Source organism: Demequina sp. (genome assembly GCF_047975725.1).
Lineage (GTDB): Bacteria > Actinomycetota > Actinomycetes > Actinomycetales > Demequinaceae > Demequina.
The window spans coordinates 1-24,260 of sequence record NZ_JBKEED010000006.1; the positions used below are offsets into that span (position 1 = coordinate 1).

The 24,260-nt window shown below is 67.9% G+C and carries 26 protein-coding genes; 19 read left to right on the plus strand and 7 right to left on the minus strand.

Translation table 11 applies throughout. From position 1 onward, the window contains the following. The coding region (locus ACK5NO_RS00970) for a hypothetical protein (RefSeq protein ID WP_416810797.1) at positions 1-832 on the minus strand (832 nt) is incomplete at its 3' end. Between ACK5NO_RS00970 and ACK5NO_RS00975 the strand changes: the two genes are divergently transcribed. The 11 genes from ACK5NO_RS00975 (at position 818) to ACK5NO_RS01025 (ending at position 11,562) form a co-directional block, all read left to right on the plus strand. Further along, on the plus strand, positions 818-1,609 hold the full coding sequence (locus ACK5NO_RS00975; protein ID WP_416810798.1) for a hypothetical protein: 792 nt from the start codon (positions 818-820) through the stop codon (positions 1,607-1,609). The genes ACK5NO_RS00970 and ACK5NO_RS00975 overlap by 15 nt on opposite strands. Further along, a complete protein-coding gene (locus ACK5NO_RS00980) occupies positions 1,606-2,640 on the plus strand; it encodes an HAD-IIA family hydrolase (RefSeq protein ID WP_416810799.1) in 1,035 nt (344 codons plus the stop codon). The genes ACK5NO_RS00975 and ACK5NO_RS00980 overlap by 4 nt, the downstream gene beginning before the upstream one ends. After that, complete coding sequence (locus ACK5NO_RS00985; RefSeq protein WP_416810800.1) at positions 2,633-2,803, plus strand: hypothetical protein; 171 nt, start codon at positions 2,633-2,635, stop codon at positions 2,801-2,803. Before ACK5NO_RS00980 ends, ACK5NO_RS00985 begins: the two co-directional genes overlap by 8 nt. 6 nt (positions 2,804-2,809) lie before the next feature. Then, a complete protein-coding gene (locus ACK5NO_RS00990) occupies positions 2,810-3,634 on the plus strand; it encodes a TlyA family RNA methyltransferase (protein ID WP_416810801.1) in 825 nt (274 codons plus the stop codon). Next, the gene (locus ACK5NO_RS00995; protein ID WP_416810802.1) at positions 3,631-4,569 is read left to right on the plus strand and encodes an NAD kinase; all 939 of its coding nucleotides are present in this window, start codon (positions 3,631-3,633) and stop codon (positions 4,567-4,569) included. The genes ACK5NO_RS00990 and ACK5NO_RS00995 overlap by 4 nt, the downstream gene beginning before the upstream one ends. Before the next feature lie 2 nt (positions 4,570-4,571). Beyond that, entirely contained in the window at positions 4,572-6,263 is a 1,692-nt protein-coding gene (gene recN, locus ACK5NO_RS01000; RefSeq protein WP_416810803.1) for a DNA repair protein RecN, read from the plus strand. A 4-nt stretch (positions 6,264-6,267) separates the two neighbouring features. Next, complete coding sequence (gene steA / locus ACK5NO_RS01005; RefSeq protein WP_416810804.1) at positions 6,268-7,422, plus strand: putative cytokinetic ring protein SteA; 1,155 nt, start codon at positions 6,268-6,270, stop codon at positions 7,420-7,422. Further along, a complete protein-coding gene (locus ACK5NO_RS01010; RefSeq protein WP_416810805.1) occupies positions 7,419-8,390 on the plus strand; it encodes a copper transporter in 972 nt (323 codons plus the stop codon). The genes steA and ACK5NO_RS01010 overlap by 4 nt, the downstream gene beginning before the upstream one ends. Before the next feature lie 84 nt (positions 8,391-8,474). After that, positions 8,475-10,154, plus strand: coding sequence for a CTP synthase (locus ACK5NO_RS01015; protein WP_416810862.1), 1,680 nt, complete (start codon positions 8,475-8,477; stop codon positions 10,152-10,154). Between the two features lie 2 nt (positions 10,155-10,156). Further along, positions 10,157-10,798 carry an NUDIX domain-containing protein gene (locus tag ACK5NO_RS01020; protein ID WP_416810806.1) on the plus strand — a complete coding sequence of 214 codons (642 nt, stop codon included), beginning with the start codon at positions 10,157-10,159 and terminating at the stop codon, positions 10,796-10,798. Positions 10,799-10,935: 137 nt separating this feature from the next. Then, a complete protein-coding gene (locus ACK5NO_RS01025) occupies positions 10,936-11,562 on the plus strand; it encodes a YbhB/YbcL family Raf kinase inhibitor-like protein (RefSeq protein ID WP_416810807.1) in 627 nt (208 codons plus the stop codon). Between the two features lies 1 nt (position 11,563). Here the strand turns inward: ACK5NO_RS01025 and ilvA are convergent, their stop codons facing one another. Continuing rightward, a complete protein-coding gene (gene ilvA, locus ACK5NO_RS01030) occupies positions 11,564-12,811 on the minus strand; it encodes a threonine ammonia-lyase (RefSeq protein ID WP_416810808.1) in 1,248 nt (415 codons plus the stop codon). Between the two features lie 5 nt (positions 12,812-12,816). Then, a complete protein-coding gene (locus ACK5NO_RS01035) occupies positions 12,817-13,749 on the minus strand; it encodes a COX15/CtaA family protein (protein ID WP_416810809.1) in 933 nt (310 codons plus the stop codon). 221 nt (positions 13,750-13,970) lie between these two features. On the opposite strand from ACK5NO_RS01035, the gene ACK5NO_RS01040 reads away from it, so the two are divergent. From ACK5NO_RS01040 to ACK5NO_RS01075, 8 genes are read left to right on the plus strand one after another with little or no spacing between them, the layout of a single operon-like run. After that, on the plus strand, positions 13,971-14,621 hold the full coding sequence (locus tag ACK5NO_RS01040) for a helix-turn-helix transcriptional regulator (protein WP_416810810.1): 651 nt from the start codon (positions 13,971-13,973) through the stop codon (positions 14,619-14,621). 2 nt (positions 14,622-14,623) lie between these two features. Then, positions 14,624-16,060: a Fe-S cluster assembly protein SufB gene (gene sufB, locus ACK5NO_RS01045; protein ID WP_416810811.1), complete on the plus strand. Its 1,437-nt coding sequence runs from the start codon at positions 14,624-14,626 to the stop codon at positions 16,058-16,060. Continuing rightward, entirely contained in the window at positions 16,057-17,238 is a 1,182-nt protein-coding gene (gene sufD / locus ACK5NO_RS01050) for a Fe-S cluster assembly protein SufD (RefSeq protein ID WP_416810812.1), read from the plus strand. Before sufB ends, sufD begins: the two co-directional genes overlap by 4 nt. Further along, positions 17,235-17,573 (plus strand): Rieske (2Fe-2S) protein, encoded by a 339-nt coding sequence (locus ACK5NO_RS01055; RefSeq protein WP_416810813.1) that lies wholly within the window; start codon positions 17,235-17,237, stop codon positions 17,571-17,573. The genes sufD and ACK5NO_RS01055 overlap by 4 nt, the downstream gene beginning before the upstream one ends. Positions 17,574-17,589: 16 nt before the next feature. Then, a complete protein-coding gene (gene sufC / locus ACK5NO_RS01060; protein WP_416810814.1) occupies positions 17,590-18,345 on the plus strand; it encodes a Fe-S cluster assembly ATPase SufC in 756 nt (251 codons plus the stop codon). Between the two features lie 8 nt (positions 18,346-18,353). Continuing rightward, positions 18,354-19,628, plus strand: a complete 1,275-nt coding sequence (locus tag ACK5NO_RS01065) for a SufS family cysteine desulfurase (protein ID WP_416810815.1) — start codon at positions 18,354-18,356, stop codon at positions 19,626-19,628. Beyond that, positions 19,625-20,086: a Fe-S cluster assembly sulfur transfer protein SufU gene (gene sufU, locus ACK5NO_RS01070; protein WP_416810816.1), complete on the plus strand. Its 462-nt coding sequence runs from the start codon at positions 19,625-19,627 to the stop codon at positions 20,084-20,086. The genes ACK5NO_RS01065 and sufU overlap by 4 nt, the downstream gene beginning before the upstream one ends. Further along, positions 20,083-20,409: a metal-sulfur cluster assembly factor gene (locus ACK5NO_RS01075; RefSeq protein WP_416810817.1), complete on the plus strand. Its 327-nt coding sequence runs from the start codon at positions 20,083-20,085 to the stop codon at positions 20,407-20,409. Before sufU ends, ACK5NO_RS01075 begins: the two co-directional genes overlap by 4 nt. A gap of 72 nt (positions 20,410-20,481) precedes the next feature. Here ACK5NO_RS01075 and ACK5NO_RS01080 read toward each other — a convergent pair whose 3' ends face one another. From ACK5NO_RS01080 to ACK5NO_RS01095, 4 genes are read right to left on the minus strand one after another with little or no spacing between them, the layout of a single operon-like run. Then, complete coding sequence (locus tag ACK5NO_RS01080) at positions 20,482-21,924, minus strand: basic amino acid/polyamine antiporter (protein WP_416810818.1); 1,443 nt, start codon at positions 21,922-21,924, stop codon at positions 20,482-20,484. A gap of 36 nt (positions 21,925-21,960) precedes the next feature. After that, a complete protein-coding gene (locus ACK5NO_RS01085; RefSeq protein WP_416810819.1) occupies positions 21,961-22,749 on the minus strand; it encodes an energy-coupling factor transporter transmembrane component T family protein in 789 nt (262 codons plus the stop codon). After that, the gene (locus ACK5NO_RS01090; RefSeq protein ID WP_416810820.1) at positions 22,746-23,453 is read right to left on the minus strand and encodes an energy-coupling factor ABC transporter ATP-binding protein; all 708 of its coding nucleotides are present in this window, start codon (positions 23,451-23,453) and stop codon (positions 22,746-22,748) included. The genes ACK5NO_RS01085 and ACK5NO_RS01090 overlap by 4 nt, the downstream gene beginning before the upstream one ends. Before the next feature lie 9 nt (positions 23,454-23,462). Continuing rightward, positions 23,463-24,122: a biotin transporter BioY gene (locus ACK5NO_RS01095; RefSeq protein WP_416810821.1), complete on the minus strand. Its 660-nt coding sequence runs from the start codon at positions 24,120-24,122 to the stop codon at positions 23,463-23,465. Between the last annotated feature and the right edge of the window lie 138 nt (positions 24,123-24,260).

Here is a 24,260-nt window from a genome sequence, read left to right on the forward strand (position 1 = left end):
CCCGGGCCGCGACGGTCGCTCGCGCGGCCGCGCTGACGGTCCGCGCCGCGCCGGCGTCTCCCGTGCTGGGTACGTCCGTCCGCGGGGTGTCGGCGTCTCGCGTGGTGGGTACGTCCGTCCGGGCCGCGAGGGTGTCTCGGGTGGTTACCAGCGCCGTGATGGCGACTCGCGTGGTGGGTACGACCGCCCTCGTCGGGACGGCGACTCGCGTGGCGGCTACCAGGGTCGCGACGGTGGCGTGCGCGGCAGCTATGACCGTCCGCGCCGCGACGGCGACTCCCGTGGTGGGTACGACCGTCCGCGCCGTGACGGCGACGCCGGTGGGTACCAGGGTCGCGACGGTGGTGGGTACCAGCGTCGTGACGGTGGTTCGCGTCCTCCCCGTGACGGCGAGTCCCGCGGCGGTTATGACCGTCCGCGTCGCGATGGAGAGTCGCGTGGTGGTTACCAGGGTCGCGACGGTGGCTCGCGCGGCAGTTATGACCGTCCGCGTCGTGATGGCGATTCGCGCGGCAGTTATGACCGTCCGCGTCGTGATGGCGATTCGCGCGGCAGCTATGACCGTCCGCGTCGTGATGGCGATTCGCGCGGCGGCTATGACCGTCCGCGCCGTGACGGCGACTCGCGTGGCGGCTACCAGGGTCGCGACGGTGGCTCGCGTGGTGGCTACGACCGTCCCCGTCGTGATGGCGACTTCCGTGACGGTTCGGACCGAGTCCGCAGGGACGACCGACGCAACGTGCGCGACGACGGTTCGCGCCGCGGCGATCGCACCACGTCGCGTCCCACGATCGACACCCCGGAGATTCCCGAGGAAGTGTCGATCGGTCAACTTGACCGCACCGTGCGTGCGCGTCTGCGCACGCTCAGCAAGGACAACGCCGAAGACGTGGGCCGTCACCTGATCATGGTGGGCTCGCTGCTCGACATCGACCCGGAACTCGCTTACAAGCACGCTCAGGTGGCTGTCGCCCGCGGCGGCCGCGTTGATGTGGTGCGCGAGGCGAACGCGCTTGCCTCCTACGCGACCGGCCGCTACGCCGAGGCACTGCGTGAGTTTCGCACGGTGCGTCGTCTCAACGGCTCGAACGAGCACCTTCCCCTGATGGCTGACTGCGAGCGTGGCATGGGTCGTCCGGAGCGCGCGATTGACCTCGCGCGCTCTGAAGAGGCCCAGACGCTCCCGGCACGCGGCCGCCTCGAGCTCGAGATCGTCGTTGCTGGCGCTCGCCTGGACCTGGGTGAGGCTCAATCCGCGCTCGTACTTCTGCAGCGACTGGAGACGACCGACGCTGAACTGAACACTCGCATCGCTCGTGCCACCGTGCCCGTTCTGCGTGCCCTGGGCAGGTCCGAAGAGGCCGATGCCGTTGAGGCCTCGTTGCCGACGGACGAGCAGGAGGTGGACGTCGAGTTCGACATCACCGTGTACGACGTCGCCGAACTTCCGGAGCCCGAGGACGAGTCCGCTGACCTCGACGCCGATGAAGACGACGACCAGTTCGATGACGAGGATGAGGTCGACGAAGCCGACGACGAGCTCGCTGATGTCGTCGACGACGAAAACGGAGAAGACGACGAGGACACCGAGGGAGACGACCGCCCGTGAGCGCATCGGACCTGATGGGAAGCGCTGAACCCCTCGAGACGGCCTTTGATGCCGCGCTCGTCGACCTTGATGGTGTTGCCTATCGTGGTCCGCACGCGATCCCGAGCGCACCGCCTGCGCTCGAGGCGACACGGGAGGCCGGCATGAAGGTGGTGTTCGTCACGAACAATGCCTCGCGTGAACCGGGTACCGTCGCCGACCACCTCAGCGAGTTGGGGATCCCGACCACTGAGGACGAGGTGCTGACGGCGGCGCAGGCCGTGGCGCTCTTGATGCGCGAGGAACTCGCGCCGGGCGCCACGGTCTACGTAGTCGGGGGAGCAGGACTGAGGACCGCGGTGACGGCCGCAGGGTTCGTCATCGTGGATTCCGCCGACGACAAACCCGACGCCGTGGTGCAGGGCTTCCACCCCGATGTCTCGTGGAAGGAACTCGCCGAGGCCTCCTACGCCATCTCCGCCGGCGCACGGTTCTTCGCCTCCAACAAGGACCTCACCATCCCCAACGAGCGGGGCTTTGCCCCAGGCAATGGCTCGCTCGTCAACGTGGTGGTGACGGCCACGGGGGTGACCCCTCCCGGCGCAGGCAAGCCCGAGCCCGCGATGTTCCGCCTCGCAGCGGAGCAAGCAGGCTCGCGCAACCCCATCGTGGTGGGTGACCGGCTGGACACTGACCTCAAGGGTGCTCGCGCGGCGGGCTATCCCGGACTGCAGGTGCTGACTGGCGTCGACGGAATCGTCGAGGCGATCCTTGCCCCGCCGGCGCATCGGCCGGCCTTCTTGGGCCGTGACCTCAGCGCGCTGCACATCGCGCACCCCGCCCCGTCGTTCGTGGATGGCGCGTGGCAGGTGGGTGCCGCGCGGGTGCAGGCCGCGGACGGTGTCCTGCAGGTGCTCGTGGACTCCCCGGGAGCCGACGGACTCGACACCGCACGCGCCGCGTGTGCGGCGGCATGGGCCGCTGCGGACGCAGGCGAGGCCATCACTGTTGAGGGCGTTCCGCACATGGCGGTACTCTCTGACCATGGGTGAGATCAAGGATCAGCGGGAGCCTCTGGGCGAAGTTCATTACCCGGCCGAGGTTCGTCAGGCGCTCAAGGCGGTGACGGAGCTCCCCGAGGACCTCGACAAGCAGGCCGAGTTCTTCGACAAGATTCAGGACTCGCTGTCCACCCGCCTGCGCGAAGAGCAGTAGGGGCACATGCGCCTTGACCGCGCGCTCCACGCGCGCGGGCTCGCACGCTCGCGCTCTCACGCGCAGGAACTGATTGCTTCGGGCGCCGTCACGGTCGACGGGGCCCCTGCGGGGCGCCCTGCTCTCGAGGTGAGCGACGATGCGCTCGTGGAGGTGGCGGGTGATGCGGCGCGCTACGTCTCCAGGGCCGCTCACAAACTCGTCAGCGCTCTCGATGCGTGCGCGCCGCTGGGACTTGACGTCCGCGGGCTGCGAGCGCTCGACGCCGGCGCCTCGACCGGCGGCTTCACGCAGGTGCTGCTCGAGCGCGGGGTGTCCCACGTCGATGCCGTCGACGTCGGGCACGACCAGATCGCCCCGACGCTCAGGGCCGATGCACGGGTCACCGTGAGCGAGGGCGTCAACGTCCGCGACCTCTCACCTGGGGATCCCGGCACTGGTGCGGCAGTGGTGGTGGCCGACCTTTCCTTCATTTCTCTCACCCTGGTCATCGGGGCGCTTGTCTCGGTAGCCGCGCCCGACGCCGACTTCGTGTTGATGGTCAAGCCTCAGTTCGAGGTGGGCCGGTCCAAGCTCAGCGGGCGCGGTGTCGTGACCTCGGACAGGCACCGCGCCGAGGCGGTGCGCACGGTGGCGCAAGCCATGGAGCGCGAGGGCCTCACCATCCACCACGTGGCACGCAGCGCTTTGCCTGGTCCACAGGGCAATGTGGAGTTCTTCGTGTGGGCGAGCGGGGCATGGCAGGCTAGGGGCGTGCGCGCCGACCGGCCAGTGTTGACCTCGGACGCGCTGAGACACGCGATCGAGGCCGAGGTGAAGGGAGCCCCATGACGCGCAGGATCCTCATCGTCGCCAACCCGTACCGGCCATCGTCGCTTGAGGCACGTGACGAGGTAGCACGTGTCTTGGCGGGGGCCGGCATCGACACCTGCACGGCCTACGACCAGCAGGTGTCCGCCCCCATCGAGGCGGCGATCGTCCTTGGGGGAGACGGCACCATGCTGCACGCGGCGCAACTCACCCACGGCACGGGGATCCCGCTGCTGGGGGTCAACCTGGGCCGGGTGGGGTTCCTCGCCGAGCTCGAACGCGAGGATGTCGCGGCCGCGGCCCAACGGCTCGCGAGCGGCGACTACACCGTCGAGGAGCGCGGCACCCTCGCGGTGACGGTCACAGGCCCTGACGGTTCGGTGGTCGAGGGGTGGGCACTCAACGAGGCCACCCTGCAGCGTTCCGTCGGCTTGCGCACCCTCGAGGTGTCGTTGGCGGTCGACGGGCTGCCGCTGTCGAGCTTTGGTTGCGACGGTCTGGTGGTGTCCACCGCGACCGGTTCGACCGCTCACGCCTTCTCCGGTGGTGGCCCAGTGATGTGGCCCGACGTCGATGCGATGCTCTGCGTTCCGCTCGCGGCACATGCGTTGTTCGCGCGCCCGCTCGTTGTTGGGCCAGATTCGTCTTTCCAGATCGAAGTGGTGCGGTCCTCGGAGGCCGGCGGCCAAGTAGTGCTCGACGGCTCCCGCAGCATCGAGGCGGTCCCCGGCACTGTGGTCGAGGTGCGCAGGGGAGACCATCCCGTACGTCTCGCCCGGATCTCCGATGCGCCCTTCACCGAGCGCCTGGTCAAGAAGTTCTCGCTCCCGACCGACGGATGGCGGGGCGAGCGCGCCCGCCTCACGCCCATCGGGCGGGAAATCCACGGCTCATCTCAGCCGTCCGCGAGCACGCCGCACAGCGCGGTGCCCCAGGCCGACCCTCGGGACGGGTAGTCGTGCTCCACGAACTGTCCATCCAGGACTTGGGCGTCATCGAGTCCGCGCGCATCGAGTTTGGTCCGTCGCTGACCTGCGTGACGGGCGAGACGGGTGCCGGCAAAACCATGGTGCTCACGGGGCTCGGACTGATCCTCGGTGCCAAGGCGGTGCCCGAGACCGTGAGGACGGGCGCGGAGGCAGCGCTCGCCGAGGCCGTCATGGACGCTCCCACCGACGCTGACATCACGGCACGACTGGCCGATGCGGGGGTAGAGCAAGAAGACGACGGCACCTTGATCGTCGCCCGCACCGTGGGGGCCAGCAAACGCTCGCGCACGGTGATCGGGGCCCGCACGGTGCCGCAGTCGCTGCTGGGCGATGTCGCCGCCTCCCTCGTGACGGTTCACGGTCAGCACGACCAGGCGCGCCTGCGCACCTCGGCGCGACAGCGAGACACCCTCGACGCCTACGCGGGGGACGGGCACCGAGCGATCCTCACCGACTACCGCGCGGCGTGGGACGCGTGGGTCCACGCTTCCCAGGACCTCGCGGCGATGGAGCAGGGCGCGGACGCGGAGCGCGCGGAGGTGGCTCGCTTGCGCGACGACCTTGCGGCGATCGACGACCTCGCGCCGCAGAGCGACGAGGACGTGGACCTCGCGGCTCAGGCCAAGGTGCTCGAGCACGCCGAGGACGTGCGACTCGGTGCGGCCGCCGCGCACGCCGCTCTGGGCGGGGACGAGGAGTACACGGCCGTCGCCGCGATCGAGGTGGCACGCCGAGCGGTCAGTGACGCGGCTCGCCACGATCCCGCTCTTGAGGCTCTCGACGGACGCATCGCCGACCTGGGCTACGCCGCCGCTGACCTGGTGACAGAACTCGCGTCCTACCTCGATGGCCTTGACGGGGATCCCGCGCGGCTTGACGAGATCCACGCTCGGCGAAGCGACCTTGCGACGCTTGCCCGGCGCATCGGCGTTCCCGATGTGGCGGGCGTCCTCGACTACGCCGAGCGTGCCCGTCCTCGGGTGCTTCTCGATGACACGTGGGACGAGACGCTCACGCTGCGCCGCGAAGCCGTCGACGCCACGCGCGCCGCGCTGGAGGAGGCCGCTCTTCGGGTGCATCACGCCCGCCAAGAGGCCGCGACCGCGCTGGCTCAGGCGGTCCGCGCCGAGCTGTCTCTGCTGGCGATGCCCGACGCAGACTTCGCTGTGTCCGTCACCCCAGCGGAGCCCGCGGCCCACGGCGCTGACCTCATCGCGATGACGCTCGCCTCGCACCCCGGTGCACCGCATCGGCCCATCGCTGAGGCCGCCAGTGGGGGAGAGCTGTCGCGCATCATGCTCGCGCTCGAGGTCGCGCTCGCGTCGCGGGCCTACGAGGGCCCGCGAACGTTCGTCTTCGACGAGGTCGACGCAGGCGTCGGCGGGCGGGCAGCCGTCGCGGTGGGGGAGCGACTCTCGCAATTGGCCCGCACCCATCAGGTGATCGTGGTGACCCACTTGGCACAGGTGGCCGCGTTCGCTGACACCCACGTGGTCGTGGCCAAGTCGACGGACGGGTCCGTGACCCGGGCACAGGTGACCCACGTGACCGGAGAGCAGCGCGTCGAGGAGATCGCCCGGCTGTTGTCTGGACAGGACGATTCCCAAACCGCACGCGCCCACGCGCTTGAGCTGTTGGAGGGCTCTGGCGTGCGACCATGAGCGCATGACCCGCTCCGACAGAACTGTGAGCGCGAGCGACCGCACCGTCACCGGACCCCTGCGAATCGAGGCCAGCGTTCGTACGCTCGCCCGCCGCCTGCGCCCTGGCGACATCGCCGTGATCGACGTCCTTGATCTCGATCAGAAGGCAGCAGAGTCGCTTGCCGCACGCCAGCCCGCCGCCGTGATCAACGTGCGCTCCTCGATGTCGGGGCGTTTCCCGACCGGAGGGCCCCGCGTCCTGCTCGACGCCGGCGTGGTGCTCATCGACGATGCAGGCTCAGGCATCCAGGGTTGTGCCGATGGCGCCGAGGCCCAGATCGAGGGTGCGACGGTGATCGTTGACGGCACCGCCGTGGCCGAGGGCATGCGGGTCGACGGCGAGGCACTCGCAGGACTCACCGACGCCGCCTCCGAAGGCATGCGCGTGCAACTCGCGACGTTCTCCGCGAACGCGCTCGACCATGTGGAGCGGGAGGCGGACATCATCCTCGATGGCGCCGGCCTTCCCGACGTCGGGATCGACATGGCCGGCCGCCAGGTGGTGGTCGTCGCGGCCGGCTACCAGCACCGCGAGCAACTCAAGCAAATTCGCAGTTACCTGCGCGACCAGCGGCCCATCATGATCGCCATCGGCGACGCAGCCGATGCGACGCTCGACTTGGCCTCCGCACCTCACCTCATCGTGGGTGAGGTCGAGGGCGTGGGCGACCAGGCGCTGCGCGCTGCGGATCATGTGGTGCTTCACGAGGCTCACGGCGGCGACGCGGGCCAGGCCCGTGTCGATGCACTGGGCGTCGCCCACAGCACGCTCGAGTCCTCCTTGCCGTCCGCGGCCCTCGCGATCCTTATCGCGCACTCCAACGGGGCGGATGTCATCGTGACCGTGGGCGTCGAGGGCAGTCTCCAGGACTACCTCGAGGCCGCGCACACGGACGCGTCTGGCATGTTCCTCGCACGGCTGCAGGCGGGGCGCGCCATCGTCGACGCGCCCGCCTTGGCTCAGGTCTATCGCCACCGCTACTCGCCGTGGACTCTAGTGGCGCTCGTGCTGAGCGCGCTGGTGGCACTGGGCGCCGCCTTCTGGGTGACTCCGGGCGGGCGCGAATGGATGTCCCAGGTGTTCTCCAGCATTGCTGGCTGGTTCGGAGGGGCATGATGAAGGACTTCCGCTATCACGTGGTCTCACTCGTGGCCGTGTTCCTTGCGCTCGCCATTGGCGTCGTGCTCGGCTCGGGACCCATGAGGGACGCGTTCACGGGTTCGCTCACCGAGCAGGTCGACACGCTTGAAGGGCAGCTCCAGCAAGCCAACGACAAGGTCGCGGCCGCAGAGAACCTCACGTCGACTGCACGTCAGTACGTCGACGAGTCAGCGCCGCTGGTGCTCTCCGGAGCGCTGCTCGAGACGTCCGTGGCGGTGGTCAGTGTCGCTGATCCCGCCGACGATGCACGTGCAGGGGTCCGCGACCGCCTGGTGCAAGCCGGTGGCACAGTCTCGGCCGAGCTCGTGATCGAGCCACTCTGGACGGACGCCTCGCAGAGCGCGTTCCGCTCCTCCCTGGCCTCGACGATCGCCCCGAACGTGCTCGGCGTCGACGCTGAGACCTCCCCGTCGACCGTGTTGTCCCACGCGCTCGCCCAAGCATTGATGCCGGGCGTGTACCCCCAGGGGACGTCCGAGGCCGACCTCGCCAGTACCGACTTCCCTGACCCTGAGGCCGCCACGGAGCGTTCCGCGATGCTCATGGACATGCTGCTGGAGGCCGAGCTGATCTCTGGCACCACGACCGGCTCCGTGGAGGCCGTCGCCGTGGTGGCGGGGGCAGGCGACGAAGACGAAACTCGACGAGCGGAACAATCCGGCGTGTACGCGAATCTCGCCGCCGTCTTTGCCCAGTACACCTCGGGCGTGACGGTCGCGACGGGTGCTTCGGCAACCGGCGATGTGGCGAGCGCGGTGCTCAACTCTCCCGACGCATCGGCCCTGGTGTCGACCGTGATTGAGGGGACTGAGTATTACGGCCAGGTGGCCGTTCCGCTTGCGCTGGCCGATGCGTATGCGGGGTTGGTGGGGCACTACGGGCCGGGCGAGTCGGGCACCCTTTTGCCCTCACGCGCGGGCTAACGAGAGGGCCTCGGAGCTGAGTTTCGGCGCGGCGGCAGCGCAGAGCACCCCGGTGGGATGTTAGGGTTGAAGCCCGTGGAGCGAATGCGATTCTCGTCCGGCACGGACCATGTCACCCGTCACATTTTCGTCACGGGAGGCGTTGTTTCCTCCCTGGGAAAGGGACTCACCGCCTCGTCGCTAGGGCGCCTGTTGCGCTCGCGCGGGTTGCGCGTGACGATGCAGAAACTGGATCCCTATCTCAATGTGGATCCGGGCACGATGAACCCCTTCCAGCACGGCGAGGTCTTCGTCACCGACGACGGCGCTGAGACCGACCTGGACATCGGCCACTACGAGCGCTTCCTCGACGTCAAACTCTCTGCCTCGTCCAACGTGACGACCGGTCAGGTGTACTCGCAGGTGATCGCCAAGGAGCGCCGCGGCGAGTACCTGGGCGACACCGTTCAGGTCATCCCGCACATCACCGACGAGATCAAGCGCCGCATGCGTGATCAGGCCGGCCCGCACTGCGACGTGATCATTACCGAGGTGGGTGGCACGGTGGGCGACATCGAGTCGCAGCCGTTCCTTGAGGCCGCGCGCCAGGTGCGCCACGACGTGGGCCGCGACAACGTGTTCTTCCTGCACGTGTCGCTCGTGCCCTTCATCGGTCCCTCGGGCGAGCAGAAGACCAAGCCCACGCAGCACTCGGTGGCCGCGCTGCGCAGCATCGGCATTCAGCCCGATGCGCTCGTGCTGCGCTCCGACCGTGCGGTGCCGCCGTCGGTCAAGAACAAGGTCGCGCTCATGTGCGACGTCGAGCCCGATGCCGTCGTCAACGCGATCGACGCCCCGAGCATTTACGACATCCCGCGCGTGCTGCACTCGGAGGGCCTCGACGCCTACGTCGTGCGCCGCCTGAACCTGCCCTTCCACGACGTGGAGTGGGGTGCATGGAACGACGTGCTCAACCGTGTGCACCGCCCCGCGCACCAAGTCGAGGTCGCGCTCGTCGGCAAGTACATCGACCTGCCCGACGCATACCTTTCGGTGAGCGAGGCGCTGCGCGCTGGCGGCTTCCACCACAGCGCGAAGGTCAACATTCGGTGGGTTGCCTCCGACACGTGTCAGACGCCCGAGGACGCTCAGAAGGCGCTCGGCGGCGTGGACGCTGTCCTTGTGCCCGGTGGCTTTGGCGTGCGTGGCGTGGACGGCAAGATCGGCGCGCTGCGTTGGGCTCGCGAGAACAAGGTGCCCACGCTCGGCATCTGCCTTGGCCTGCAGACCATGGTGATGGAGTACGCCCGCAACGTGCTGGGTCTCGAGGGCGCGTCGAGCTCCGAGTTCGACCCCGAGACGCCGCACCCCGTCGTCGCGACCATGGAGGAGCAGCTCGCCATCGTTGACGGCAAGGGCGACCTGGGCGGCACCATGCGTCTGGGCGAGTACCAGGCCGTGCTCACACCCGGATCCGTGGCAGCAGAGACCTACGGCGCTACCCAGGTGGGCGAGCGTCACCGTCACCGCTACGAGGTCAACAATAGGTACCGCGCGCAGCTCGAAGAGGCCGGCCTGGTCGTGTCCGGTCAGTCGCCGGACCGCGAGCTCGTTGAGTTCGTCGAGTTGCCGCGCGAGACGCACCCGTACTACATCTCGACGCAGGCTCACCCCGAGTTCCTGTCGCGTCCGACCAAGGCCCACCCGCTGTTCGCTGGCCTCATTGGTGCCGCTCTCGCGGTGCGGGAGGCTGCCGCGGCTCCTGCGGCCACCACGGACGCCTGAGCATGACTGACTCGCTCGCCGACGTCCCCACCAGCCGGCCGGTGCTCGCTACCCACGAGCGCTTTCGCGGCAAGGTGTGGGACGTCGCGAGCGACGAGGTTGATCTTGGCGAGGCCGGTGTCGTCACGCGCGACTACGTCCGTCACACCGGCGCCGTGGTCATCGTCGCGCTCGACGATGACGGGCGGGTATACCTGGTGCGCCAGTATCGCCACCCGGTGCAGGCCGAGTGCTGGGAGCCGCCCGCCGGGTTACTCGACGTCGTTGACGAAGATCCTGTCGACGCCGCTCGCAGGGAACTCTTCGAGGAAGCCGATCTCACCGCCGCGCGGTGGGACACCCTCGTGGACTACTACCCGTCCGGGGGAGGGGTCTCGGAGGCGGTGCGGGTGTTCCTCGCCCGAGATCTCGCCGAGGTCCCCGAGGCCGAGCGCCACGCCCGCGAGGACGAGGAGATGGACATGGAGGGACGGTGGGTGCCTCTGTCTGAGGCAGTCGACGCCGTGCTCGACGGCCGCATCCACGCCTCGTCGGCGGTAGCGGGGCTGCTCGCAGCCGCCCACGCGCAACGCGAGTCCTTCGCGAAACTCCGCCCTGCCCAGGCGCCGTGGTTGCGCCCCGAGGCCACGCGCCTAGTGCGCTAGGGGTCTCGCGCGCTAAGGGGCCTCGCGCGCGCAGGAGCCTTGCGCGCCTGTCCGGTTTGTCTGAAGTGTCTCAAACGTAATCGTTTACCTGGGGGTTTGCTCTAGACGGGACGGAGTGGTGCCGCTACGTTGGCACCGTGAAGACGACACTCTTGATGACCGGCGCCCTTGCGCTTGCCCTCGTTGGATGCGCCACCGAGCCCGGCACTGACACTCCTGACAACACGGCAACCTCGGGCGTGACGGCAACGCCCACGGTCACACCGCCCGCCGGCGAGACGGACACGGTGGAGCCTGCGGTCCTCACCGTGACCAGCACGGACTTTGCTGACGGTGAGCCCATGCCCGAGACCGTGGCAGGCGAGGGCTACGGAGGTCAGTGCACCGGTCCCAACACCAGCCCCCAACTCGCGTGGGACGAGGTTCCCGCGGGCACGGTCGCCTTTGCCGTCTCGATGACTGACCCTGACGCCGGCAACTACGTTCACGCACTCAAGGCCAACATCCCTGCCGAGGTGGCCACGATCGACTCGGGTGCCTGGGATGCCACCGAAGGTATCGGGGGCCGCAATGGGCTACGGGGCAACGGCTACTTTGGGCCGTGCCCGCCTCAAGATACGCACACCTACGAGTTCACGGTGTATGCCCTCAGCGAGCCCCTGGATCTGGAGGAGGGCTTTGGCATCTGGGACTTCACCGCGCAGGTGCAAGACGTGACTCTCGCGGTGGGCACCCTCGCGGGGACCTACACCCCGGCGCCCTGAGTCAGCTGTCGGCGACCTCGGGGTGAAAGCCGGCCTGTGCCAGCGTGGCGAGCACGTCGCGCTGGTGGTTGGGCCCGCGGGTCTCGACGCTCACCTGGAGGACCACGTCGTTGAGCGTGAGCCCAAGGTCGTGCCGGGTGTGGAGCACCTCGATCACGTTGGCACCGGCCCTGGCGAGCAGCTCTGACACCCGCGCGAGCTGTCCGGGCCTGTCGGGCAGGGGGATCCGCATCGTCATGTAGCGACCAGAGGCGACCAGGCCGTGGGCGATGATGCGTTGCATCAGCAAGGGATCGATGTTGCCGCCCGACAGCAGCACGACCGTAGGCCCCTCGGGCTCGATCAGGCCTCCGAGGATGGCCGCGACCGGGGTTGCACCGGCGGGTTCGACCACGAGTTTGGTGCGTTCGAGCACGGTGAGCACCGCGCGCGCGAGGTCATCCTCGTCGACGGTCACGATCTGATCGACCAGGTCGCGCACGATGGGGAAGGTGTGGGAGCCGGGCCTCGCGACGGCGATGCCGTCCGCGATCGTGGCCCCGCGTTCGATGGTGATGGGGTGTCCCACGGCCAGGGAGGCGGGGAAGGCGGCCGATGCGCTGGCTTGCACCCCGATGATCCTCACCTCGCGCCCCTGCTGGGCAGCCATGGCCTTGGCCGCGACGGCGATGCCGGAGATCAGCCCGCCGCCACCCATGGGAACCACGATGGTCTGGACATCGGGCACGTCCTGCATGATCTCGAGACCGATGGTGCCTTGACCGGCGATGACGTCGACGTGGTCGAACGGGTGGATCATCACGGCGCCGGTGCGCTCGGCGTGATCGGCCGCTTGGGCGAGGCACTCTTCGACGGTGGCACCCTCGGTGATGACGGTCGCGCCGTATCCCTTGGTCGCGAGCAGTTTGGGCACGGGTGCACCCAAGGGCATGAAGATCGTCGCGTCGATGCCGAGCTGTTGGGCGGCAAAGGCGATGCCTTGGGCATGATTGCCGGCCGATGCGGCGACGACCCCGTGCGCGCGTTCGGCTTCGGTGAGCCGGGACAGTCGGTACGTGGCGCCACGAAGCTTGAACGAGCCCGTGCGCTGCAGATTCTCGAGCTTCATCATGACGGGCACGCCGAGCACATCGCTCAGATGCGTGGCGTGGTCGATGGGGGTGCGCTGCGCCACGCCCTTAAGCGCGAGCGCCGCTTCTTCGATGTGCGAAAGGGTGACGCCGTGCGCATCGGCGCTGGAGGTGTTCACCCTGGTCAGTCTAGGTCGGCAGTGCTTCCTGCGGTGAGCAGGTAGTTCGCGGCGGAGGCGGCGGCGGCGAAGGCGCCGATGCCGACGAGGTGCAATGCCACGACGGCTTCGGGCAGACCGGTGAAGTACTGGACGTAGCCCACGGCGCCCTGAGCAGCCGTCACGATGGCGAGCACGACCCACGAGCGTCGTACTTCGTCGCGCGCGCCGATCGAGCGGTCAGCGCGCACGCGCCACACCAGCACCACGAACACGAGGATGAAGGCCCACACCGCTGCGGCGTGCGCGCGTGCGATCAGTTCGGGGTCGAGCGCGAGCCGCTCGGTGGCCTCCGCGTCGCCCGAGTGCGGGCCTGCGCCCGTCGTGAGGGCGCCGAGGAACAGCAGCACGCCCACGAGGACGGAGAGCAGCCTGCGGTGCCATACGACGGGCGTGCCAGCGCGGCGGGGAGCGTTGCGATAAGTCAGCGCTAGCCAGGTCGAGTACCAGACCAGCGCGACCGACAGCAGCAGGTGCGGTGCCACGACGAGCGGGTGAAGGTCGACCAGCACGGTAATGCCGCCCACCACGGCCTGCACGATCACACCGAAACCGGGGACCATGCCCCACCACCGCAGTTCGGGACGCGAACGCCACACGCCGATCGCCGCGCCAAGAGCGACGACCATCAGCACGAACGTCAGCGTGCGGTTGCCGAACTCGATGGCCGGATGGAACCACTGCTCGGGGTGGAACTCGGGGGTGAAACGCCCGGGTTCGCACTGGGGCCAGGTCGAGCAGCCCAGGCCCGACCCGGTCAGGCGCACCACGCCGCCGGTCACGATGATGCCCGCCTGCGTCACGATGTTGGCGATCAGGAAGCCGCGCGTGTGGGCGGTAATCCAGTCGAGCGCGCGTGTGTAGGCGCGAACCAAAGCAGGGGAGAGCGTGGCGGACACGCGACCATCCTAGGTCGCCCCACGACGGTGCCGAGTCGCCGCTGCCGCCCTCGCGCCACCACGGTGCCAGCGGCGCTGCCGCTCGGGGCCGCGCCACATGCGGTCCGAGGGAATTACGCAACGCTTTGGTAAGGCTTCCCTTGCTTGCGGGGAACGAATTGAGCAACAACAATCGTTCACATATGCGCACCCCTCCAACCACTGCGCGAGAGGAGAGAACCATGGCCGCCGACACCACCAGAGATCGCGTGCTGGGTCTCATCGCCTCAGCCGGCCCCATCACCGCGGCGACGCTCGCGGCGGAGCTCGGCGTCACCCCGGCCGGAGTGCGCAGGCATCTGACTGCGCTCGCCGAGTCCGGCTTCATCACGGAGCACGAGCCGCCCGGCACTCACGTGCGCGGACGTGGCCGTCCCGCAAAGTCGTATGTGGCGACCACAGACGGGCAGAACTCGCTCACGACGGCGTACTCGGCCGTCGCGGTGGACGCCGTCTCCTTCATGCGCAGCCAGGGCAACCTCGACGAATTTGTGGAGACCAAGCTTGCGCAACTCGAGGCAGGCTTGCGTGCATCGATGCCAGAAGGTGCCACAATGTCCGAGCGCGTCGAGGCGCTGTCTCGGGCTCTGGCCGACCAGGGCTACGCGACGTCCGTCCGGCCCGGCCCCGGTGGCTACACCGTCCAGCTGTGCCAGGGACATTGCCCTGTGCAGTCCATCGCAGAATCCGCACCCGAGTGGTGCGAGGCGGAGACACGTGCGTTCTCGCGCGTCCTCGACGTCCATGTCCAACGCCTGTCGACCTTGGCAGGCGGTGCCCACGTGTGCACCACCACCATCCCGGTCTCCCCGGTGACCGTTAAGGAAGGATGACCATGAGCACCCCCACCGACAACGCCCCCGCGCGCTCCGACGAGGAGATCATCGCGTCGATCGGCGGCTACGAGTACGGGTGGCACGACTCCGACGAGGCCGGTGCCATTGCGGCCCGCGGCCTTTCCGAGGACGTCGTCCGCAACATCTCAGCGCTCAAGAGTGAGCCCGAGTGGATGCTGAACCAGCGTCTCAAGGGCCACAAGCTGTTCGACAAGAAGCCCATGCCTCACTGGGGCTCGGACCTGTCGGGCATCGACTTCGACAACATCAAGTACTTTGTGCGCTCCACGGAGAAGCAGGCCACGAGTTGGGAAGAGCTTCCCGAGGACATCCGCAACACGTACGACCGTCTGGGTATCCCCGAGGCGGAGAAGCAGCGCCTGGTTGCCGGTGTCGCCGCGCAGTACGAGTCCGAGGTGGTCTACCACCAGATCCGCGAGGACCTTGAGGCCCAGGGCGTCATCTTCGTCGACACCGACACCGGTCTGCGCGAGTACCCCGAACTGTTCGAGCAGTACTTCGGCACCGTGATCCCCGCGGGCGACAACAAGTTCGCGGCGCTCAACACGGCCGTGTGGTCGGGCGGATCGTTCGTGTACGTCCCGCCGGGCGTCCACGTCGAGATTCCTCTGCAGGCCTACTTCCGCATCAACACGGAGAACATGGGTCAGTTCGAGCGCACGCTGATCATCGCCGACGAGGGCTCGTACGTGCACTACGTCGAGGGCTGCACCGCGCCGGTGTACTCCTCGGACTCGCTGCACTCCGCTGTGGTCGAGATCATCGTGAAGAAGAACGCCCGCGTGCGTTACACGACCATTCAGAACTGGTCGAACAACGTGTACAACCTCGTCACTAAGCGTGCGACCGCCGCTGAGGGTGCCACCATGGAATGGGTCGACGGCAACATCGGCTCCAAGGTCACCATGAAGTACCCCGCGATCTTCCTGCTGGGCGAGCACGCTCGCGGCGAGACGCTGTCGATCGCCTTCGCGGGTGAGGGCCAGCACCAGGACGCCGGCGCCAAGATGGTGCACGCCGCGCCGAACACTTCGAGCTCGATCATCTCGAAGTCGGTCGCACGCGGCGGAGGCCGTACCTCGTACCGAGGCCTGGTTCAGGTCCTCGAGGGCGCCAAGAACTCCAAGTCGAACGTGCTGTGCGATGCGCTGCTCGTCGACCAGATCAGCCGTTCCGACACGTACCCGTACGTCGACGTCCGCGAGGACGACGTCCACATGGGTCACGAGGCGACCGTCTCCAAGGTCTCCGAGGACCAGTTGTTCTACCTCATGTCACGAGGCATGGAAGAGACCGAGGCCATGGCCATGATCGTGCGCGGGTTCGTCGAGCCCATTGCGCGTGAGCTGCCCATGGAATACGCACTCGAGCTCAACCGCCTCATCGAGCTTCAGATGGAAGGAAGTGTCGGTTGACCACCACCGATCACTCGCAGGCCACCGCCGACGCCGCACACAGCCACGGCGCCGTCATCCCCGAGGGTTCGCGCGGCGAGCGCTTCACGTCGTTTGACGTCGACGCGTTCGAGATGCCCAGCCCCCGTGATGAGGAGTACCGCTTCTCCGCGCTGCGCGATCTCGCTCCCGTCCTCGATCAGGCCGATGCGCCTGTCGACGGCGCCGACTACGAGGTGAGCGCTCCCGAGGGTGTCATCATCGGCACTCTTGGTGTGGGCGAGGCGCCGCGCGGCACCGTCCTGGTGCCCGAGGACCGCATTGCGGCTATTGCCTCGGCAGGAGCTGCCGACGCGCTGCACATCAAGGTCCCCGCGAACGTCGAGCTCACCGAGCCGATCCGCATCGCGGTGACGGGCAAGGCAACCTCCCGCTCGCACATCGTCCTCGAGGCCGGCCAGTTCGCGCAGGCGACGGTCATCCTCGAGCACCGTGGCACCGGTGCCCACGCGGGCAACATCGAGGGCATCCTCGCCGACGGCGCGCACCTCAAGGTGGTGTCGATCCAGCAGTGGGACGACAACGCCGTGCACGCTGGCACGCACCACGCCCGCGTGGGCCGTGACGCGACCTACAAGCACGTTGCCGTCTCGCTCGGCGGCAAGGTCGTGCGCCTGGCCGTCACCGCGGAGTACGAGGGCACGGGAGGCTCCGCTGAGCTGCTCGGCTTGTACTACGCCGACGCGGGTCAGCACCTTGAGCACCGCACCTTCATCGACCACAACGCCCCCAAGTGCCACTCCAACGTGGCGTACAAGGGTGCGTTGGCGGGAAAGACGGCGCGCACCGTCTGGATTGGCGACGTGCTGATCCGCGCGGCGGCGGAAGGTACCGACACCTACGAGCTCAACCGCAACCTGGTGCTCACGGACGGTGCCCGCGCCGACTCCGTGCCCAACCTCGAGATCGAGACCGGTGAGATCGAGGGAGCAGGCCACGCCTCGGCTACGGGCCGCTTCGACGACGAGCAGATGTTCTACCTGCGCTCGCGTGGAATCCCCGAGGACAAGGCGCGCAAGCTCGTGGTGCGTGGCTTCTTTGCCGACCTGATTCACCAGATCGGTGTTCCCGAGGTGGAGGAAGGCCTCATGCGTGAGATCGACCTCGAGCTCGAGCACTTCGAGGAGGACCAGGCGTGAGCGAGCAGCTCGCGTGCTACGCGGGAGACCTGCAGCCCGGTTCGGCGCTGCAGGCCGACCTCACGCTCGCCGACGGATCCGACGTTCCCGTCGCGATCGTGCGTGCGGAGGACGGCGAGTACTACGCGATCGGCGCGATGTGCACCCACGGCGAGGTTCCCCTCGCCGAAGGTGACGTCGACGGCTGCTTCATCGAGTGCTGGGCCCACGGCTCGCGCTTCGATGTGCGCACCGGTGAGCCCGACGAGCTGCCTGCGATCACCCCGGTCGCGACCTACCCCGTTCGGATCGACGGCGAGCAGGTGCTCGTGGACGTCGACAACCCCCAGTCTTAAGGCAACAAGGAGAACCATGACCACCCTGGACATCAAGAACCTTCACGTCAGCGTGGAGACCCCCGAGGGCACCAAGCAGATCCTCAAGGGCGTCGACCTGACTATCAACTCCGGCGAGACCCACGCCATCATGGGCCCCAACGGCTCCGGCAAGTCGACCCTCGCGTACTCGATCGCGGGCCACCCCAAGTACACGATCACCGAGGGTTCGGTGACGCTCGACGGCGAGGACGTCCTCGAGATGAGCGTCGACGAGCGCGCCAAGGCGGGCCTGTTCCTCGCGATGCAGTACCCCGTCGAGGTTCCCGGCGTGTCGGTGTCGAACTTCCTGCGCACCGCCAAGACTGCGCTCGACGGCGAGGCGCCCAAGCTGCGCACCTGGGTTAAGGACGTCAAGCAGTCCATGGAGAACCTGCGCATGGACCCCGCGTTCGCTGAGCGCAACGTCAACGAGGGCTTCTCCGGTGGTGAGAAGAAGCGTCACGAGATCCTGCAGATGGAGCTGCTCCAGCCCAAGATCTCGATCCTCGACGAGACCGACTCCGGCCTCGACGTTGACGCGCTGCGCATCGTGTCCGAGGGCGTGAACCGCATCAAGGAGAACACCGGCCTTGGCATCATGCTCATCACGCACTACACGCGCATCCTCAACTACATCCAGCCTGACTTCGTTCACGTCTTCGTGAACGGCCGCGTTGCCGAGCAGGGTGGCCCCGAGCTGGCCGCTCGCCTCGAGGCCGAGGGCTACGACCGCTTCTTGGTGGAGGCGTAAGCACCACCATGCTGCCTTCGAACGTGCGCGACGACTTCCCGCTCCTGGCCCGCACGGTCAGGAACGGGAAGCCGCTCGTGTACCTCGATTCGGGCGCCACAGCCCAGAAGCCACGGGTGGTGCTCGACGCTGAGCGGGAGTTCAACGAGCGTCACAATGGCGCCGTCGCGCGCGGGGCACACTTGCTCGCCGAAGAGGCCACGGGTCTGTTCGAAGACGCACGTGCTGTGGTGGCGGACTTCGTCGGCGCGGACGCGGGGGAGATCGTCTGGTCTCAGAACGCGACCTCGGCGTTGAACATCGTCGCAGCAGCGATCGGCAACGCGACGGCGGGCGTGGGCGGTGCTGAAGGCGCACGTTTCCGCATCGGCCCTGGTGACGAGATCTGCGTCACCGAGGCCGAGCATCACGCGAACCTGGTGCCGTGGCAGCAACTCGCCGTCCGCACGGGCGCCACCCTCAGGTGGATTCCCGTGGACGACGAGGGCAGGCTCGACCTGGATCACCTCGACACGGTGGTGACCGAACGCACCAAGGTGCTCGCGTTCACGCACGTGTCGAACATCACTGGCGTCATCAGCCCGGTGTCCACCCTGGTGGAGCGGGCCAAGGCTGTGGGCGCGCTCACGGTGCTCGACGGTTGCCAGTCCGTGCCGCATCTGCCCGTGGACGTCAAGCAGCTCGACGTGGATTTCATGGCCTTCAGCGGCCACAAGATGCTCGGTCCCACGGGAATCGGCGCGCTGTATGGGCGCAACGACCTGCTGGATGCGTTGCCTCCGGCCACGTTCGGTGGCGGCGCCGTCAAGACGGTGACCATGGAGGACACGTCCTGGCAAGAAGCGCCGATGCGCCACGAGCCTGGTACTCAACCCGTCGCCCAGGCGGTGGGGATGGCCGCCGCAGCGCATTACCTCGCGCAGATCGGCATGGACCAGGTCGAGGAGCACGAGCGTGCGCTCGCTGCGGTGCTACGCGAGGGCGTTTCGCAGATCCCCGGCGTGCGGCTGCTGGGGCCGGTGGGCGACGCGGACTCGCGTGACGTCATCGCGATCGCGGCGGTGTCGGTGGACGGCGTCCACCCGCACGACGTGGGCCAGGTGCTCGACGACCGTGGCATCGCCGCACGCGTGGGCCACCACTGTGGCCAGCCGCTTCACCGCCGGTTCGGCGTCACCGGTTCGACCCGTGCGAGTGCCCACGTGTATACGACGGTCGAGGAGGCCCAGGCCTTTGTCGATGTGCTCGCGACCGTCCCTGAGTTCTTTGGAGTGAGGGCATGAGCAGCCTCGAACAGATGTACCAACAGGTCATCATGGACCACGCCCGTGAGGCTCACGGGCGCGGACTGGTGACGCTGGACCTGCCGATGGTGGGCGAGTCTCACCAGGTCAACACGACCTGCGGCGACGAGGTGCGACTGCGCGTCGCGCTCGACGGTGATCGCATCGTGTCGGTGTCGTGGGAGGGTCAGGGGTGCTCCATTTCCCAGGCCTCGACCTCCGTGATGCATGACCTGGTGCAGGAGCACACGCTCGGCGAGGCCGAGCAGACCATGAACGCGTTCCGCGACCTCATGCAGGCCAAGGGGGAAGGCCTCGACGAGGAGCGGGAGGACCTGCTGGGCGACGCCACCGCGTTCGTCGGAGTGGGCAAGTACCCGGCGCGCATCAAGTGCGCCATGCTGGGGTGGATGGCGTTCAAGGACGCCCTGATCCAGGCACGAAAGGACCAGTCATGACTGACACCAAGACTCCCGCCAACGCGGCGGACGTCGAGGAGGCGCTGCGCGACGTGATCGACCCCGAGCTCGGGATCAACGTCGTCGACCTTGGCCTCGTCTACGGCGTCGCGCTGGACGAGAATCAGCACGCCGTCATCGACATGACGCTCACGTCCGCGGCCTGCCCGCTGACGGACGTCATCGAAGACCAGACCGGCCAAGCTCTCGACGGTCTCGTCGACGGCTTCCGCATCAACTGGGTGTGGATGCCGCCGTGGGGCCCCGACAAGATCACCGACGACGGCCGCGAGCAACTGCGCGCGCTCGGCTTCAACGTCTGAGCTAGCCGCCTACCCCAGGGCCGATGCGCGAGAAGCCTTCTCGCGCATCGGCCCTTTGGTATGTGCGGAAGGCTAGAAACCGATGCGGCCGGTGAGCAGGGCCCACAGGCCCACGGCCGCGCCCAGCGTGACGAGGGCGCACAGCACCGCCTCGGGAACGCTGAAGATGCGCAGGCCACGTTCGCGGCGCGCGTGCACGTACATGAGCGTCGCGGGGGAGTACACGAGGAGCGCGATCAGCACGTACTGCAGTCCCATCGCATAGACCAGAAAGCACGTGTACAGGAACGCGCCGAGTGCCAGCGCGAGCGCACCCGCCCGCCGCGTACCGCCGAGCGCGAGTTTGAGCGCGAACGCTGCCGTCAAGAGGTAGGGGATCACCGCGATGGCGCTCGTCAGTTCAAGCGAAAACTCGAAGATGTCGTCGGAGAAGAAGCCGACGACGAGGAAGACCTGCGTCAACACCGAGGTTGCGAGCAGCGCGTGGGTGGGGACACCGCGGCGGTTGATGAACGACAGCGCGCGCGGTGCGTCGTCGCCAGCGGAGGCGGAGAACAGCACCTCAGCAGCGAGCAGGGTCCACGCGAGGTAGGCGCCCATGACGGAGATCAGCAGACCAATGCTGATGAGCCATCCACCCCATGGGCCCACGACTGCCTCGATGACAGCGGCCGCGGACGGCTCACGAAGGTTCGCGAGGTCCTCGCGCGGCATGATGCCGTACGAAAGCATGGTGACCGCGACAAAGAGGGCGAGCACGCTGAGAAAGCCGACGACGGTCGCGCGGCCCACATCTTCACGGCGCTTGGCGTGCCGCGAGAAGACGTTCGCCCCCTCGACTCCGAGGAACACGAAGACCGTCACGAGCATCGTGGCGCGCACCTGCTCACCGAGCGAGGCCGCGCTGTGAATCTCGGTTCCCCACAGGTTGCCGGTGAAGGTCTCCCACGAGAACCCGGCGACGGCCAGGACGATGAGGAAGATCGCCAGCGGCACCAGCTTGGCAACGGTGGTGATGGTGTTGACGATCGCGGCCGTGCCAATGCCGCGTACGATCACCGCGTGGAACAGCCACACCCCGATGGAGCCCATCACGAGCGCGGCGACGGTGGAGCCTTCACCGAGAGCGGGGAAGAGCACTCCTAGCGTCGAGGTGATGAGCGCCCAGAATGTCACGTTGGCAATGCACGCGCTCGCCCAGTAGCCGAACGCGGAAAAGAACCCCACGTAGGGGCCAAAGCCAGCGCGCGCGTACGCGAAGATTCCCGCGTCAAGGTCGGGCCTGGCGAGGGTGAGTTTCTGGAACACCAACGCCATGAGCAGCATGCCGCCGCCAGCGATGGTCCACGCGATGATGGCGCCATAGACGCCGGTGGCCTCCGCAAAGGTCGAGGGGAGTGAGAACACTCCCGCGCCCACCATCGAGCCCACGACCATCGCGATCAGCATGGGCAAGGACAACTCGCGCGAGATGCTGGGGCCGTGGGTAGCGGGCGTGCCTGAGGCGTGGGTCATGCGTGTCTTTCGTGTGTGGTGAGACTGGGCGTCAGCCTAGTCGCGTGAGTCGTCGGAGGTCCCGCGAAGCAGCACCTCGAAGGCCTCGTCCTTGCTCATCGTGGGCGCGCCGTGATCGACCTCGACGGGGGCGCCGGTCATGCCGCGGGCTGCCATCGCATCGGAGGTCGCGGTCGGCGCCTTGGCGCCGCGCTTGCGCCGGCGTGCCTTGTGCTCGCGTGCTTCCTCGGCAATGCCGCGTGCGTGCAGTGCCTGTCCCAACTGCAAGGCAAAGCCCACCGTGCGGGTGGTGGTGGGGAAGACGACGGCCCTGATCGAGCGGTCGAGTCCACGGGCACGCGCGGCCATGCGGGACTCGAGGTACATGCGCACCACCTCGGGCAACGCCCTGAGCATGAGTGCAAACATCAGGCCGAGCGTCTCGGGTGGCAACAAAAACCGCAGGGGCCTGGCTGCCTTCGAGACGAAGTCGAGCATGGACTCCATCGAGGTCGAGCAGGTCACCGCGAGCGCGAGGGCGACCACACCGATCAGGTCGGCAGCAATGTCGATGGCGCGGTCATAGTCGCCGCGCCACATGTACAGCGATCCTGACAACGCTGCGACCAAGACCGTGCCGATGAGGGCGTAGGCGGTGGCGCGGGCGGGAGGCTCCGTCGACAGCAGCAGCAAGATGCTGGCGCACATGATTCCCACGGAGGTGACGGGATCCTCGAGCATGATGGTCGTGATCGTCAGCACGATCAGCATGACCACCTTGAACCAGGCCGGCGCTGCGTGCAGGGGGGTCGCACGCGGCCGGTACAGGCCCAGCATCGAGATCATCGGCGGTCCACGCGCGTCACTCGCCCAAACATCAGGTCGCGGTAGTACGCCACTGCATCAACGGGGGAGCCGTCAAAGGCCACCGAGCCATCGTCGATCACGATGGTGCGTTCCGCGCGGGCCGCGGAGTCAAGGTCGTGGGTGACCTCGATGAGTTGCACGGGCAGCGACCGCAATAGCGCGCCCACGTGTGCACGCCAGCGCAAGTCGAGCAGGGTGGTGGGCTCGTCAGCGATGAGAATGCTCGGCGTCACGGCCAGCACGCCAGCAAGAGCGAGCAACTGGCGCTGACCACCGCTGAGGGCGGTCACGGCCACCTCGGCGCGGTCACCCAGCCCAATCTCTTCCAGCGCCGCAAGCGCCGCCTCGGCGCGTTCGTTCTTCTTGTCGATCGTGCGTCGCAACGAGAGCATGACGTCCTCGATGGCCGTGGGCATGATGAGTTGTGCCGCGGGGTCCGTGAACAGGAACCCGACCATGCGCCGCACCCGCGGGCCATGGCGAACCACGTCAAGGCCCTCGACCTCGACCGTGCCGGCCGTGGCGGGCACGAGTCCGTTGATCATGCGCACCAGCGTGGACTTGCCGCCGCCGTTGGCGCCGATGATGGAGATGTGGCGTTCCGTGAGCTTCAGGGACGTCGGCTCAAGGATGCGCACCCCGGAATCGGGCGCGACAACTTCCGCGTCCTTGAATTCGATCATGCCTCAAGGCTATGCGGTCGGAGCCGTCTCGCGCTCCATCGCCTGGTGGACGGCCTTGGTCGCGGGCAGCAGCTGCGGGTAGGCGCGGTGGATCACGGACGCCGCGATGGCGGCCAGGATCACCTTGACGACGTCACCGGGCAGGAAGGGCACGACGCCGACGGTGAGCGCCGTGACGCATCCCTCGCTCATGTCGACAACGCTTGCGCAGCCTTCCGGCGTGGTGAAGACCGGCAGTCCGGTGCGCGCGGCGAGCCACGGCACACCCACGGCGTAGATCACGGGGATCGACAGCAGTCCCGCACCGATCAGAAAGGACAGCGTCAGGGGAGCGCGGCGGCGACGAGCGACCACGACGGCGCCCACCACGACAGCGGCGAGCATCATGCCCACGAGGTAGCCTCCGGTTGCTCCCGCCAGCACCGCGAAGCCCGAGCGGAAGTTCGCGAAGATCGGTGCGCCAGCGAGCCCGACGACGATATAGAGCGAAACCGCGGCCAGGCCCCGCCACGGCCCCAGCACGAGGGCGGCGAGCACGACCGCGAAGGTCTGCAGGCTCAGGGGGATGCCGAACGCGAGCGTCACCTCCGGGACGGCCGTCGAGGCGGCAATGAAGCCGGCGAAGACGGCCACGAGCGCAATGTTCACTCCGGTGAGATGACGACGCATGAATTCCTCCTGCTGGGTGGGACAATGGCTAGGCGCACACGCTACTGGCGGGTGCCCGCGCATCGGCCCTGTTCTGGGTACCTGCGCGCGAACGTTGTCGAGTTCGCACAAGAACCACGTCACTACCCGAGGGGGATT

Bases quoted from the DNA above. Each gene is read 5' to 3' on its own strand.
- ACK5NO_RS00985 (WP_416810800.1), top strand. From the start codon at position 2,633: ATGGGTGAGATCAAGGATCAGCGGGAGCCTCTGGGCGAAGTTCATTAC.
- ACK5NO_RS00990 (WP_416810801.1), top strand. From the start codon at position 2,810: ATGCGCCTTGACCGCGCGCTCCACGCGCGCGGGCTCGCACGCTCGCGC.
- ACK5NO_RS00995 (WP_416810802.1), top strand. From the start codon at position 3,631: ATGACGCGCAGGATCCTCATCGTCGCCAACCCGTACCGGCCATCGTCG.
- steA (WP_416810804.1), top strand. From the start codon at position 6,268: ATGACCCGCTCCGACAGAACTGTGAGCGCGAGCGACCGCACCGTCACC.
- ACK5NO_RS01010 (WP_416810805.1), top strand. From the start codon at position 7,419: ATGATGAAGGACTTCCGCTATCACGTGGTCTCACTCGTGGCCGTGTTC.
- ACK5NO_RS01015 (WP_416810862.1), top strand. From the start codon at position 8,475: ATGCGATTCTCGTCCGGCACGGACCATGTCACCCGTCACATTTTCGTC.
- ACK5NO_RS01020 (WP_416810806.1), top strand. From the start codon at position 10,157: ATGACTGACTCGCTCGCCGACGTCCCCACCAGCCGGCCGGTGCTCGCT.
- ACK5NO_RS01040 (WP_416810810.1), top strand. From the start codon at position 13,971: ATGGCCGCCGACACCACCAGAGATCGCGTGCTGGGTCTCATCGCCTCA.
- sufB (WP_416810811.1), top strand. From the start codon at position 14,624: ATGAGCACCCCCACCGACAACGCCCCCGCGCGCTCCGACGAGGAGATC.
- sufC (WP_416810814.1), top strand. From the start codon at position 17,590: ATGACCACCCTGGACATCAAGAACCTTCACGTCAGCGTGGAGACCCCC.
- ACK5NO_RS01065 (WP_416810815.1), top strand. From the start codon at position 18,354: ATGCTGCCTTCGAACGTGCGCGACGACTTCCCGCTCCTGGCCCGCACG.
- sufU (WP_416810816.1), top strand. From the start codon at position 19,625: ATGAGCAGCCTCGAACAGATGTACCAACAGGTCATCATGGACCACGCC.
- ACK5NO_RS01075 (WP_416810817.1), top strand. From the start codon at position 20,083: ATGACTGACACCAAGACTCCCGCCAACGCGGCGGACGTCGAGGAGGCG.
- ACK5NO_RS01080 (WP_416810818.1), bottom strand. From the start codon at position 21,924: ATGACCCACGCCTCAGGCACGCCCGCTACCCACGGCCCCAGCATCTCG.
- ACK5NO_RS01085 (WP_416810819.1), bottom strand. From the start codon at position 22,749: ATGATCTCGATGCTGGGCCTGTACCGGCCGCGTGCGACCCCCCTGCAC.
- ACK5NO_RS01090 (WP_416810820.1), bottom strand. From the start codon at position 23,453: ATGATCGAATTCAAGGACGCGGAAGTTGTCGCGCCCGATTCCGGGGTG.
- ACK5NO_RS01095 (WP_416810821.1), bottom strand. From the start codon at position 24,122: ATGCGTCGTCATCTCACCGGAGTGAACATTGCGCTCGTGGCCGTCTTC.